The 13,141-nt window shown below is 74.2% G+C and carries 10 protein-coding genes; 8 read left to right on the top strand and 2 right to left on the bottom strand.

All coding sequences use genetic code 11. The features are described from left to right. Positions 1-13 precede the first annotated feature (13 nt). From ACZ4MF_RS22390 to ACZ4MF_RS22380, 3 genes are all read left to right on the top strand, one after another. Positions 14-127, top strand: coding sequence for a SapB/AmfS family lanthipeptide (locus tag ACZ4MF_RS22390; RefSeq protein ID WP_356029508.1), 114 nt, complete (start codon positions 14-16; stop codon positions 125-127). Between the two features lie 11 nt (positions 128-138). Next, positions 139-1,959 (top strand): ABC transporter ATP-binding protein, encoded by a 1,821-nt coding sequence (locus ACZ4MF_RS22385; protein ID WP_467493751.1) that lies wholly within the window; start codon positions 139-141, stop codon positions 1,957-1,959. 112 nt (positions 1,960-2,071) lie between these two features. Next, positions 2,072-3,871: an ATP-binding cassette domain-containing protein gene (locus ACZ4MF_RS22380; protein WP_467493685.1), complete on the top strand. Its 1,800-nt coding sequence runs from the start codon at positions 2,072-2,074 to the stop codon at positions 3,869-3,871. Positions 3,872-3,881: 10 nt separating this feature from the next. Here the strand turns inward: ACZ4MF_RS22380 and ACZ4MF_RS22375 are convergent, their stop codons facing one another. Beyond that, positions 3,882-4,493: a response regulator transcription factor gene (locus ACZ4MF_RS22375; RefSeq protein WP_356029506.1), complete on the bottom strand. Its 612-nt coding sequence runs from the start codon at positions 4,491-4,493 to the stop codon at positions 3,882-3,884. 372 nt (positions 4,494-4,865) lie between these two features. Here ACZ4MF_RS22375 and ACZ4MF_RS22370 point away from each other — a divergent pair, with 372 nt between their 5' ends. After that, complete coding sequence (locus ACZ4MF_RS22370) at positions 4,866-7,016, top strand: SpoIIE family protein phosphatase (RefSeq protein WP_467493684.1); 2,151 nt, start codon at positions 4,866-4,868, stop codon at positions 7,014-7,016. A gap of 116 nt (positions 7,017-7,132) precedes the next feature. On the opposite strand, the gene ACZ4MF_RS22365 is transcribed toward ACZ4MF_RS22370, so the two are convergent. After that, positions 7,133-8,587: a S1 family peptidase gene (locus ACZ4MF_RS22365; RefSeq protein WP_467493750.1), complete on the bottom strand. Its 1,455-nt coding sequence runs from the start codon at positions 8,585-8,587 to the stop codon at positions 7,133-7,135. 207 nt (positions 8,588-8,794) lie between these two features. Between ACZ4MF_RS22365 and ACZ4MF_RS22360 the strand changes: the two genes are divergently transcribed. The 4 genes from ACZ4MF_RS22360 to ACZ4MF_RS22345 all read left to right on the top strand — a co-directional run bounded on the left by ACZ4MF_RS22360 (position 8,795) and on the right by ACZ4MF_RS22345 (position 13,141). Beyond that, the gene (locus tag ACZ4MF_RS22360; RefSeq protein ID WP_467493683.1) at positions 8,795-9,208 is read left to right on the top strand and encodes a PaaI family thioesterase; all 414 of its coding nucleotides are present in this window, start codon (positions 8,795-8,797) and stop codon (positions 9,206-9,208) included. Between the two features lie 526 nt (positions 9,209-9,734). Further along, positions 9,735-9,950 carry a hypothetical protein gene (locus ACZ4MF_RS22355; protein ID WP_067044133.1) on the top strand — a complete coding sequence of 72 codons (216 nt, stop codon included), beginning with the start codon at positions 9,735-9,737 and terminating at the stop codon, positions 9,948-9,950. 153 nt (positions 9,951-10,103) lie between these two features. Next, entirely contained in the window at positions 10,104-10,907 is an 804-nt protein-coding gene (locus ACZ4MF_RS22350) for an HlyD family efflux transporter periplasmic adaptor subunit (RefSeq protein ID WP_356029501.1), read from the top strand. Further along, positions 10,904-13,141 carry an NHLP family bacteriocin export ABC transporter peptidase/permease/ATPase subunit gene (locus ACZ4MF_RS22345; protein WP_376292320.1) on the top strand — a complete coding sequence of 746 codons (2,238 nt, stop codon included), beginning with the start codon at positions 10,904-10,906 and terminating at the stop codon, positions 13,139-13,141. Before ACZ4MF_RS22350 ends, ACZ4MF_RS22345 begins: the two co-directional genes overlap by 4 nt.

Raw genomic sequence — 13,141 nt, 5'->3', positions numbered from 1 at the left:
AAAGGACCCTGCCATGGCACTGCTCGACCTTCAGACCCTCGACTCCGACGAGCACGACGGCGGCGGCGCGAGCACCGTGAGCCTGCTCTCCTGCGTCTCCGCCGCGAGCATTCTGCTCTGTCTCTGACCGAGCGGGTGATCCACCGGCTCCGGACGGCCCCCTTCCGCCGGGGAGGGGCCGTCCGGGGCCACCCCGGTGCGCCGCCTGCCGACTCCCGCTCCGGCGGCGGCACTTCGGCGGCCGGCCGCGCCCTGTCGCGCGCGGTGCTGCGCCACGGCCGCGCCCGCTGTGCCGCGCTGTGCGCCGTGAGTACGGCCGACACGGCCGCCGGCCTGCTGCTGCCGGCCCTCCTCGGCCACACCCTGGACCTGCTCCTCGCCCATGCGCCGGCCGCCCGCTGGGTCGCCTGCTGTGCCGGTGTCGTCCTGCTGCTCGCCCTGCTGGACGGCTGCGCGGGCGTGCTCACCGGCACGGCCACCGCGCACGCCACCGCCTGGCTGCGCCGCCGTGTCACCGGGCACGTCCTCGCGCTGGGCCCGCGTGCGACGGCCCGGTTCGGCGCCGGGGACCTGGTGGCGCGCGGGGTCGGCAACGCCGCGCAGGCCGGGACGGCGCCGGGTGCGGTGGCCGTGCTGCTCTCCGCGCTCGCCGGGCCGGCCGGGGGCGTGGTGGCGCTCGGCGTCATCGACCCGTGGCTGGCGGCCGTGTTCCTCGCCGGAGCGCCGGTCCTGGCCCTGCTGCTGCGTGCCCTCGCCCGGGACACGACGGAATGCGTGGCCGAATACCAGCAGGTGCAGGGCAGGATCGCCGGCGCGCTGGCCGAGGCGATCGGCGGCTCCCGGACGATCCGGGCGGCGGGCGTGGCGGACCGGGAGACGGCCCGCATCCTGGCGCCGCTGCCCGAACTCTCGCGCGCCGGGCGGCGGATGTGGCAGGTCCAGGGGCGGGCCGCCGCGCAGGCGGTCACCGTGGCACCGCTGCTGAACCTCGCGGTTCTCGCGGTGGCCGGGCTGCTGCTGGCCCGGCACCGGCTGTCGGTCGGCGACCTGCTGGCCGCCTCCCGGTACGCGGTGCTCGCGACCGGCGTCGGCGCGCTCGTCGGCCGGCTGACCGCGCTCGCCCGGGCCCGCGCGGCGACCGGCCGGCTCGCCGAGGTGACCGCCGTACCCCGCCCGGACCACGGCACCCGCCGTCTGCCCCCCGGACCCGGCCGGCTGGAGCTGCGCGCGGTGACCGCCGTCCGGGGCGGCCGCGCGGTCCTCGACGGACTGGATCTGACCGTCGCGGGCGGTACGACCCTGGCGCTCGTCGGGCGCTCCGGTGCCGGGAAGTCCCTGCTCGCCGAGGTGGCCGGCCGGCTCACCGACCCGGACGCGGGCGAGGTCCTGCTGGACGGCGTCCCCCTCCCCGGCCTCACCCACGACGAGCTGCGCCGCGCGGTCGCCTACGCCTTCGAACGCCCGGCCCTGCTGGGCACGACGATCGAGGACGCCCTCGCCCTCGGGCTCGCCGACCGGAGCCCGGCCGCCGTCCGGTCGGCCGCCCGGCGCGCCCACGCCGACGACTTCGTCCGCAGACTGCCCGACGGTTACGCGACGCGCGTCGCCGACGCCCCCCGCTCCGGCGGCGAGTCCCAACGCCTGGGCCTCGCCCGCGCGTTCGTCCGCGAGAGCCGCCTCCTCATCCTCGACGACGCCCTGTCCAGCCTCGACACGGTCACGGAACACCGCATCACCCAGAGCCTGTTGGCCTCCGGCCCGGCCCGTACCCGCCTCCTGATCGCCCACCGCCCGACGACAGCGGCCCACGCGGACCGCGTCGCCTGGCTGGACGACGGCCGCGTCCGGGCTCTGGGCACCCACCGGGAACTGTGGCGGGACGCGGCGTACCGGGCGGTGTTCGGGGTGCAGGGGGAGAGCGACGCCGGGGCCGCGCCGGGGTGCGAGGAGCGGGGCTGATGGGAGGCGCATGGGGCCGGACGGCCATCGGAACGCAACGGCCCGAGGGCTTCATGTGCCTTGCCGGGGAAGGGAGTTGAGCGGGGTGCGCGGTGAGGAGGACCGGCGCGGGGTGGCAGCGGATGCGGCCGGCGGGCGTCCGGTGCCGCTGCGCGGGCGGGCGGCCCGGTTTCTGCGGGACCGTTGGCGGGTCCTGGTGCGGCTCGGGGCGTGGTCCGTGCTGGAGGCGGGGCAGACCTTTGTCGTCGGTTACGCGCTCGCGCGGGCGCTGGACTCCGGGTTCCTGGCCGGAAGCGTACGGACCGGGCTGGGGTGGCTGGGGGCGGCGGGGCTCGCCGTGTGCGCCGGGGCGTACGGGACCGGGCGGGTCTACGGCGTGGTCGCCGAGCTGGTCGAACCGGCCCGGGACCGGCTGGTGACCGCCGTGGTCGGGCGGGGGGTGCGGGAGGCGGACCCGGGTGCGCTGTCCGGGCTCACCCAGCAGGTGGAACTGGCCCGGGACACGCTCGCGGGCGTGGTGATGGTGTCGCGCTCGTTCCTGTTCACGGCCGCCGGCGCCCTGATCGGCCTGATCTCGCTGGCCCCTCTGCTGCTGACCGTCGTGCTGCCCCCGCTGCTGGCCGGGGTGGCCCTGTTCGTCGTGACCCTGCGGCCGCTGGCCCGCCGTCAGGAGGCGTTCCTCACCACCGACGAGGCGCTCGCGCGGGAGCTGGGCGCGCTGTGCCCCGGACTGCGGGACGTCACGGCGTGCGGCGCCGAGGAGCGCGTCGCGGCGGACCTGGGGCGACGGATCGACGCCGAGCTGGCCACCGCACGCGCCCTGGCCCGCTGGAGCCTGGCGCGCACGGCGGCGCTGGCCGTCGGCGGCGAGCTGCCCGTGGTGCTGCTCCTGGTCACGGCCCCCTGGCTGCTGCGCCACGGAGTGACCGCGGGCGCCCTGGTCGGCGCGCTCGCCTACGTCACCCAGTCCCTGCTCCCCGCACTCCAGAACCTGGTCCACGGCCTCGGCACGAGCGGCTCGCGCCTGACGGTGGTGCTGCGCCGCCTGACGAGCCGAGGACCGCGCACCCTTCGACTCCGGGAGGCGCAACCGGCCCAGGGGCGCGGAGCCGCGTCCGTCAGCGGCTCCGCCGCGGGGCGTGACCAGCCACCACGGACCCGCACCCGCCCGCCCATCACGAGCCCCCCGTCCGCGCCCGCCCTCGCCCTCACCTCCCTCACCTTCGCCTACGGCCCCGCCAGCGAGCCGATCCTCGACGGCCTCGACCTCACCCTGCCCACCGGCGCCCACCTGGCCGTCGTGGGCCCCAGCGGCATCGGCAAGTCGACACTCACCAGCCTGATCGCCGGCCAGCTCACCCCGGACCGAGGCACGATCCGCGTGCACGGCCACCCCGTGCCCGCGCCGCGGGCGACCGTCCTCATTCCCCAGGAGGCCTACGTCCACGGCGGCACCCTCGCCGAGAACCTGGCCCTCTTCCGGCCGGGCCCCGTACCGGAGGCCGAGCTGCTGGCCGCGGCCGACTCCGTCGGACTGACCCCGTTGCTGCGGGCACTGGGCGGGCCGGACGCCCGGGTCGAGCCGACGGCGCTGTCGGCCGGGGAGCGCCAACTGATCGCGCTGACCCGGGCCTATCTCTGCGCCGCCCCTCTCGCCCTGCTCGACGAGGCGACCTGCCATCTCGACCCGGCGGCGGAGGCACGCGCCGAGCGGGCCTTCGCCGAGCGGCCGGGCGGCACGCTGCTGGTCGTCGCCCACCGGCTCGGCTCGGCCCGCCGGGCCGGGCGGATCCTGGTCATGGACGGCGCGCACACCGCCTGCGGCACCCACGACGACCTGCTGCGCACCTCGGCCCTGTACCGGCAGCTCACCACCGGACGCCCCCCGTCACCGACCGCACTCCCCCGCTAGCCGGTGCCGGTCAGAGCCACCCTTCCCCCCGCGATATGCGTATGGCGTCGATCCGGTTCCGCGCGCCCGTCTTGCGGGTGATCGACGCCATGTAGTTGCGGACCGTGCCGTGCGACAGGTGCAGGCTTCCGGCGATCTCCGCGATCGACGCGCCCCCGGCCGCCAGCGACAGCACGCTCAGCTCGCGTCTGGTCAGTGGCATCTGGGCCGCCTTGAGGAAGCCGAAGCCCAGTGAGGCGTCGACGAAACGTTCCCTCGCGGCGACGCTGCGGATCGCGCGCAGCAGCCGGTCCGGTGAGCCCGCCTTGTCGACGAAGCCGAGGGCGCCCGCCTCGGCGGCCCGCTTCAGCAGGCCCGGCCGGTTCGCGTGGGCCATGACCACCAGCGCCGGCGGCCGGCCCGCCCCGGCCCGCGCCGGGGACAGATCGCCGAGCGGCGGTATGCCATGGCCGTCGACGCAGTCCAGGTCCGCCGCGCACACGTCCGGCGACGACGACCGTATCCTCGCCGCGGCGCCGCGCCACGGTGTGTCGTCCACGTCCAGCCCCGGTTCCCGGCCCAGCCACTCCGCCAGCACCGCCCGCACCAGACACGCGTCGTGCACCAGAAGCAACCGAATCACTGCCCGCCCCCTCGCAAGCTCGTCGTACCCCGCGCTCATCGCCCGGCCCCACCGTCGCGATCCGCCCCCTCGTACCCGCCCGCCCGCTCGCTGTGCGGTCGGTGCGGAAAGCGCCTGCCCATTCTTGGGCGCGTCCCGTGTTCACGGGCGCGGAGAATCGGCCATCAGGGTGCGCGGGGGCGCACGCGGAGCGCCCGTACGCCGCCCGCGCTTCCGATGTCTGCGGCACATGTCCGGGCGGACCGGTTGGCCAGCGGCTCCGTGGCACGGGCGAGCAGGGCGGGGCCGGGGGCGCTCGCCGTGCGCGGCGCGCTCCCGCGAGGGAGTCTGGTGCCCGGGGCACGACGCGCGGCCGTACGAGGAGGTGGTGGCGTGTCCGACGGGCCGGGCTCAGGGCCGGTACCGGCACCGGCGGCCGAGGACACGGTGGCCGCCCGGCCGGTGCTGTCGCTCGCGCTGGCCTCGATGCTGGAGGAGGTGCGCGCCCACTCCGGCGCGGTGTATCTGCTCCGACCCGACCAGCAGGTCCTGGAGATGGCGGTGCACGCCGGCATGCCCCGGGCGTTCGCGGCGCCGTGGGAGCGGGTCGGGCTGGGCGCGCGGATCCCGGTCGCCGACGCGGCGCGCGAGCGCCGGCTGGTGTGGGTGGGCGGCGAGGAGGAGATGGCCGGCAGGTATCCGCGGATCGCGCTGGTGCTGCCGTACCCGTTCGCGCTGGCCGCGATGCCGGTGGCGACCGAGAACCGGCTGTACGGAGCGGTGTTCGTGACGTGGCCGGGTGCGCATCCGCCGGAGCTGTCGGACGTGGAGCGCGCCGGTCTGACCGCGGCCTGCGACCGGCTTGCGCTGCGGCTGGAACGGGCCGCGGCACAGAACCGGCCGCTCGGCCCCGAGGCCGACGTGCTGGCGGTGCCGGTGCCGGCGGTCGCGGCGGGCACGGCGGGTTCGGCCGAGGCGGCGCGGATGGTGGCCCGGCTGCCCTGCGGGCTGCTGTCGCTGGATCTCAACGGCCGGATCGCGTTCGCCAACGCGGCCGCCACCGAACTGCTCGGCCGGACGGCCGGGGAACTGCTCGGGACGCTGCCGTGGGCGTCGGTGCCCTGGCTCAACGACCCGATGTACGAGGACCGTTACCGGGGAGCGCTGCTCAGCCAGCAGGTGACGTCGTTCGTGGCGCTGCGTCCGCCGGGCGAGTGGCTGTCGTTCCGGATGTATCCCAGCCGCAGCGGGCTGAGTGTGCGGATCACCCGGGCCGGGGCGGTGGCGGACATGGCTCAGGAGGCGCCGCGGGCCGGTCCGGCGCCCTCCCGGCTGGTGACGATCTCGCAGGTGCTGAGCCTCGCGGGCGCGCTGACCGAGGCGGTGGGCGTGCAGGACGTGGTGCGGCTGGTGTGGGACGAGGTGACCCCGGCGGTCGGCGGGCAGGCGATGGTGATCCTCGGCTCGCAGGGCGGGCGGCTGCATGTGCTGGGCCACCGGGGGTACGACGACCCGCACATCGTCGAGCGGTTCGACGGGCTGCCGCTGGCCGAGCGCACCCCGGGCACCCATGCCCTGACCAGCGGGGTGCCCGCGTTCTTCGACTCGCGGGAGCAGTTGGAGCGGTTGTATCCGCAGCGGCACGAGACCCCGGACGGCTTCGCGGCCTGGGCGTATCTGCCGCTGATCGCGTCCGGCCGGCCGGTGGGCACGTGCGTGCTGGCGTACGCCGAGCCGCATGTCTTCCCCGCCGACGAGCGGGCCGTACTGACCTCCCTCGGCGGGCTGATCGCGCAGGCGCTGGAGCGGGCCCGGCTCTACGACGCCAAGCACCGGCTGGCGCACGGCCTCCAGCAGGCCCTGCTGCCCAGCTCGCTGACGCCGCCGCCCGGCATCGAGGCCGCCGCCCGCTATCTGCCGGCCATGCACGGCATGGACATCGGCGGCGACTTCTACGATCTGGTGCCGACGCTGCCGCTGTCGTCGGCGGTGATCGGGGACGTCCAGGGGCACAACGTGACGGCGGCGGGCCTGATGGGGCAGATCCGTACCGGCGTGCGGGCGTACACCACGGTCGGGCAGGAGCCGCACGAGGTGATGAGCAGCACCAACCGGCTGCTGATCGACCTCGGCGCGGAACTGTTCGCCAGCTGTCTGTATCTGCGGCTGGATCCGGCGCGCGGGCGGGCCGTGATGGCGCGGGCGGGGCATCCGCCGCCGCTGCTCAGGCGGCCGGACGGCCGGGTGCGGGTGCTGGACCTGGCGGGCGGCCCGCTGCTCGGGATCGACGCGGGTGCCGTGTATCCGACGACCGAGGTGTCCCTCGCACCGGGTTCGGTGCTGGTCCTCTACACCGACGGTCTGGTGGAGTCCCCCGGCATCGACATCGAGGACGCGCTGGTCGACCTCGGCGGGCTGCTGTCGGAGTGCGGGCAGCGGCCGCTGGAGGACCTGGCGGACGAGGTCGTACGGCACAGTACGGCGGCCCGGGGCCGGGCGGACGACGTGGCGGTGCTGCTGCTGCGGGCCTGCCCCGTTCTCTGACTCACCTCGACGAGAGGAGTCCGGCCCTCCCGCCGGAGGGCCGGACCGTGACCCCGCCGGCCGGGAACCGCGGGTGGGGCCTGGCGGGGCGCGGGGGTGGGCCGTCCGGCTCGCGGTCAGTTCGAACCGGTCACGGACGAGCCGTTGTTCGCGGTGCTCGCGGTGCCGCTGCCGGACTGATCGCCGGTGCCGGTGCCGGACTGATCGCCGGTGCCGCTGCCGGACTGATCGCCGGTGCCGGTGCCGGTTCCCGCGCCGGACTGGTCGCTGCCACCGGCGCCGGCGCTGCCGGACGGGTCGGTGGCCGAGGCGGACGGGTCGGCGGAGCCGCCGATCTGGGCGCCGCCGGCGCCGGCCGGGTCGCTCGCCGAGGCCGACGGGGCGGCGGAGCCGGACTGGCCGCCCGCGCCGCCGTTGCCCGCGTTGCCGCCGGCGCCCAGCGTCGCACCGGTGGCCTGGAGGGCGGCGGTGACCGGCTGGAAGAAGGTCTCGCCGCCGCTCGTGCAGTCGCCGCTGCCGCCGGAGGTCAGGCCGACCGCGCTGCCGTCCTGGGTGAACAGGGAGCCGCCGCTGTCGCCGGCCTCGGCGCACACGTTGGTCTGGATGAGGCCGTTGACGGTGTCGGTGCCGCCCGGGACGGTCTCGCTCGCGAAGTTCACGGTGGCGTCGAGGCCGGTGACCTGGCCGTTGTGCAGGCCGGTGGTGGAACCCATGCGGAACACGGTCTCGCCGACGGTGGCGTCCGCGGCCTTGGTGATCTGCACGGTCTGGCCGTTGCCGGCGTTGACCTCGCTGGGCGCCTGGGTGGTCTTGTCGTTGTACTTGACGAGCGAGAAGTCGTTGCCGGGGAACTTCGCCTGGTCGACGGTGGCGATCGGCTGGCCGGTCTGCGAGTCGGACCAGTCCTTGGCCGCGACCCCGCAGTGACCGGCCGTCAGGAAGGCGGGGCTGCCGTCGGAGGCGGTGACGTTGAAGCCGAGGGAGCAGCGGACGCCGCCCTGCTGGGTCTGGGCGAAGATGGCGTCGCCGCCCGAGACGAAGGTCTTGAAGGTGCCGGCGGACTTCTTCAGGGTCGCCATGTTCGAGCCGAGGCTCTGCACGGTCGACTGCAGCCTGTTCCACTTGGCGCCGGTGACGCTGGAGTCCGCGGTGACGAGGATCTTGTTGGTGCGCGGGTCGACGGCCCACGAGGTGCCGGGGATCGTCGCCCTGGTCTTGAGCGTCCCGGCGGCGGTCCTGAGCGCCTTGGTGCTGTTCTGCACCTCGCGGACGATCGCGCCCGCCTTCTTCGCCTGGGCCGTCAGGGTGTTGTCGCCGTTGACCACGTTCACGACGAGCTGCTGCTTGGCGCTGTCGTAGTACGAGCCGGCGAAGGCGGTGCCGAGGGTCTTTTCGAGCTGGGCGGCGAGGCCGGAGGCGTCCGAGGCCTTCAGGGTCCGCGCGGTGCCGAGGGTGCCCGCGGCGTTCGTGTCGTTCTTGTCCTGGGACGCCATGGCGTTGGGCAGCAGGAGAGCCGCCGCTCCGAGCGCCGCGACACCGCCCACCGCTATCGCGGCCTTGCGCTTGGGCATTCGCTTGTGACTCAACTTCTCGACCTCCTGGGGACGGGGGTCTGCCGCTCTTGGGCAGTTCGATTCGGCGCCTGGATGGCCGTACGTACGCACCGGGCGCGCGCCGTGTTCAAACGGGCGGCGCAACTGCCGTACGGGGTGGGGGGAATCGGCCAGGGTCGGCCGCGGTGTGCGTGGTGGCGGGGGCGGCTGGGAACAATCGCCCATATGACGATGACCACCGCCGAAGCCGACACGATCCTCGCCGACCGCTTCGCGCCCTGGGTGCGCGATCTCGGGCTGAGTGTCGAAGGTATCGGCGAGGACCGGGCGGTGCTGCGTCTGCCCTGGTCGCAGCGGCTGGCCCGGGAGGGCGGCGGGCTGTCGGGGCAGGCGCTCATGGCGGCCGCCGACACGGCGACGGTGATCGCGGTGTCGGCCGTGCGGGGCGCCTTCGTGCCGATGACGACGGTGCAGCAGTCCACGTCGTTCCAGCGGCCGGTGACCGGCGCGGATGTCCTGATCGAAGCGGTCCTGACGAAACTGGGCCACCGGATGGCGTTCGCGGACGTCACACTGTCCGACGCGGACTCGGGGGCGCTCGCCGCCCGGGCGAGCACCGTGTACGCGATTCTGGACTGACGCCCGGCGGCTCCCCGGCCGGCTCCGGCTCCCCCGTCGGCTCTCAACCGACTCCGATCCGACACGTTCCGCCACCGATCAGTAACGGTCTGTTTCGCGCGCGTAACGGAATCCTGGCTTCAGCGAATCTGCACATCCAATACCCACGCGGGTCACCGACGGCGACGGATCTGCACATCCCCGCGTCTCCGGACACGGCTTTGGCGCGGAGTGCCGGATTCGCCGTCGGTAAGACAAGGGGAAGACCAGCAAGCGATTGCGACGATGCCGCGCGGCTTGTGAAGGAGTCGCCGACAAGCCGTGCGCACACCTGCACGGATGAACCCGTTCCCGGGCCAAGTGCCCTGGTGAGCGCGTGGATTGATTGGAAGCCCGCCCGGCGTGCGTGCTTTGATCCATCGCACCGCAGGGTCGCTGCGGCCTCCGGGCCACGGGGGTCGGCCGCCCGCGGTCGCGGCCGTCCGTCTGTCCCCAGAGGGGGCCGCTCCCCCCTTGTGAAATATCCTTTAGGAAGGGAAGTTCCATCATGAACTCCACCCCCCAGGTTGAGACCGTCGAGATCTCGGACGCCGAGCTGGACAACGTCTCCGGCGGTCTGTCCGTGAACGCCCTCAACACCGTGACGGGCGCCGTCAACGGCATCGCCCCGGTTTCCGGCCTGGTCAACACCGGCATCAGCACCGTCGAGGGCGTCACCGGCCTGAACGTTCAGCCGGTCACCGACCTGGTCGCCGGTCTCTGATCGCACCCAGTGTCAACCGAAGTCCCGGAGCCGTTTCCCGGCTCCGGGGCTCTCGGGTGCCCGCCCGCGGGAGCCGGACCGTTTCCCTCGGTCCCTCGGCGGGTGCCCGTCCCTTCGTCGTAACGCTGTCTCATCTCGGGTGAGGGAAGTCCCGTGCAGTTCCGCCAACAGGCCCTCGCCAAGCTCCAGTCGCCGGAAGAGCTGGACCTTCCGGTGCGCCTGGCCCGTCCCCAGGGCTGGCTCGCGCTGGGGGTCACCGTCGTCGTCATGGCCGCGGCCTCCGTCTGGGCGGTGACCGGTTCGGTCGCCTCCACGGTGAGCGCGCCCGCCATCCTCACGCACGGCCAGGGCAGTTACCTCCTGCAGAGCCCGGTCTCCGGCCAGGTCACGGCCGTCCTCGCGCAACAGGGCGAACAGCTGCCCGCGAACGCGCCCGTGCTCAAGGTCCGTACCGTGCAGGGCGACTCGGTCGTCCGCACCGTCGCCGCGGGCCGCGTCAGCGCGCTCGCCGCCACCATCGGGCAGATCATCCAGACCGGCACGAACGTCGCCTCCGTGGAGAAGGTCGCCCACGCCTCGGACCCGCTGTACGCGACCGTGTACGTCCCCGCCGAGGACGGCGCCTCCATCCCCGCGCACGCCTCGGTCGACCTCACCGTCTCCTCGGTGCCGACCCAGACGTACGGCGTGCTGCGCGGCCGGGTGAAGTCGGTGGACCGCGAGGCGCAGTCCGCCCAGTCGATCGCCGCGTTCCTCGGCGACAGCCAGCTCGGCCAGCAGTTCACCCGCAAGGGCCGCCCGGTGGCCGTCACGGTGCTCCTGGACACGTCGGCGACGAAGAGCGGCTATCGCTGGTCCACCTCCGACGGGCCGCCGTTCGGGCTCGACTCGATGACCCTCGCCTCCGCCTCGGTCAAGCTGGCCGACCAGCGTCCGATCGATTGGCTGCTGCCGTGAGCCCTCAGACAGGAACCGGCCAGGACACCCGCGGCCGCAGAAGGGCCGCCCCCGCCAAGCGGCCGGTGCCGAGGCCCCGCGGCGGCACCGTCCGCACCCCCACGGTCCTCCAGATGGAGGCCGTCGAGTGCGGCGCCGCCTCGCTGGCCATGGTCCTCGCCCACTACGGCCGGCACGTCCCGCTGGAGGAGCTGCGCATCGCCTGCGGAGTCTCCCGGGACGGCTCACGCGCCTCCAACCTGCTCAAGGCGGCCCGCAGTTACGGCCTGACCGCCAAGGGCATGCAGATGGACCTGGCCGCGCTCGCCGAGGTCGCGGCGCCGGCCATCCTGTTCTGGGAGTTCAACCACTACGTCGTCTACGACGGCATGGGCCGGCGCTTCGGCCGCCGCGGGGTGTACATCAACGACCCCGCCAAGGGCCGCCGGTTCGTGCCCATGGAGGAGTTCGACGGCTCCTTCACCGGTGTGGTGCTGGTGCTGGAGCCGGGCGACGGCTTCAGCAAGGGCGGGCGCAAGGCGGGCGTGCTCGGCGCGATGCCGGCCCGGCTGCGCGGCACCGCCGGCACCCTGCCCGCCGCCGTCCTCGCCAGCCTGCTGCTGGTCGCGGTCGGCGCCACGGTGCCCGCACTCAGCCGCACCTACATCGACACGTTCCTCATCGGCGGCCGGACGTCCCTGCTGGGCGTGCTGTTCGCCTCGATGGGCACCTGTGTGCTGCTCACCCTGGTGCTGACCTGGCTCCAGCAGGCCAACCTGCTGCACGGCCGGATCATCTCCTCCACCCTGTCCAGCGCCCGCTTCCTGCGCCATCTGCTGCGGCTGCCGGTCACCTTCTTCTCCCAGCGCTCCCCCGCCGACCTGGTGCAGCGCCTGCAGTCCAACGACCAGGTCGCCGAGACCCTGGCCCGCGACCTCGCGGCGGCCGGCGTGGACGCGATCGTCGTCGTGCTGTACGCCGTGCTGCTCTACACCTACGACCCGCAGCTGACCTTCGTCGGCATCGGCGTGGCCCTCCTCAACGTGGTCGCCATGCGCCTCGTCGTACGGCTGCGGGCGACCCGGACGGCGAAGCTGCGCGCGGACACGGCACGGCTGACGAACACCTCGTACACCGGTCTGCAGCTGATCGAGACGATGAAGGCGACCGGCGGCGAGGACGGCTACTTCCGCAAGTGGGCCGGGCAGCACGCCACCACGCTGGAGGAGCAGCAGCGGCTCGGCGTGCCGAGCGCCTGGCTCGGCGTGGTCGCGCCCGCGCTCGCGACGTTCAACAGCGCGCTGATCCTGTGGATCGGCGGGATGAAGGCCGTCGAGGGGCACATCTCGGTCGGTCTGCTGGTCGCCTTCCAGTCGCTGGTGACCCGCTTCACCGCCCCGCTCACCCGGCTCAACGGCGTGGCGGGCCGCATCCAGGACTTCGCGGCCGACGTGGCCCGCCTGAAGGACGTGGAGAACTTCCAGGCCGACCCGCTCTACGCCCGCCCCGGTGGCGGCGGCGACTCCACGCGCCGGCTGCACGGGCACATCGAGCTGGAGAACATCACCTTCGGCTACAGCCCGCTGGACAAGCCGCTGCTGAGCGGCTTCGACCTGACCGTGGGCCCCGGGCAGCAGGTGGCGCTGGTCGGCGGCTCGGGCAGCGGCAAGTCGACGGTCTCCCGCCTGATCTCGGGCCTGTACGCCCCCTGGGACGGCGTGATCCGCATCGACGGCCGCCGGCTGGACGACATCCCGCGCGGGGCGCTCGCCTCCTCCGTCTCCTTCGTCGACCAGGACGTGTTCCTCTTCGAGGGCTCGGTCCGCGACAACATCGCCCTGTGGGACCCGTCCATCCCGGACGAGGCCGTGGTGGAGGCGCTGAAGGACGCGGCGCTCTACGACGTCGTCATGCGCCGCCCTGGCGGCATCCACAGCAAGGTCGAGCAGGACGGCCACAACTTCTCCGGCGGGCAGCGCCAGCGCCTGGAGATCGCGCGGGCGCTGGTGCGCCGGCCGAGCATCCTCGTGCTGGACGAGGTGACCAGCGCGCTGGACGCGGAGACCGAGCTGGTCGTGATGGACAACCTGCGCCGGCGCGGCTGCGCCTGTGTGGTGATCGCGCACCGGCTGAGCACGGTCCGCGACAGCGACGAGATCGTGGTGCTCCAGCACGGCACGGTCGTCGAGCGCGGGCGGCACGAGGAGCTGGTGGCGCACGGCGGTGCGTACGCGGCACTGGTCAGGGAGCGGTGA

This window comes from Streptomyces sp. NPDC025793 (genome assembly GCF_055558375.1).
Note: the sequence above shows the minus strand (reverse complement) of the source record. Positions and strands in the feature narration are given on the sequence as shown.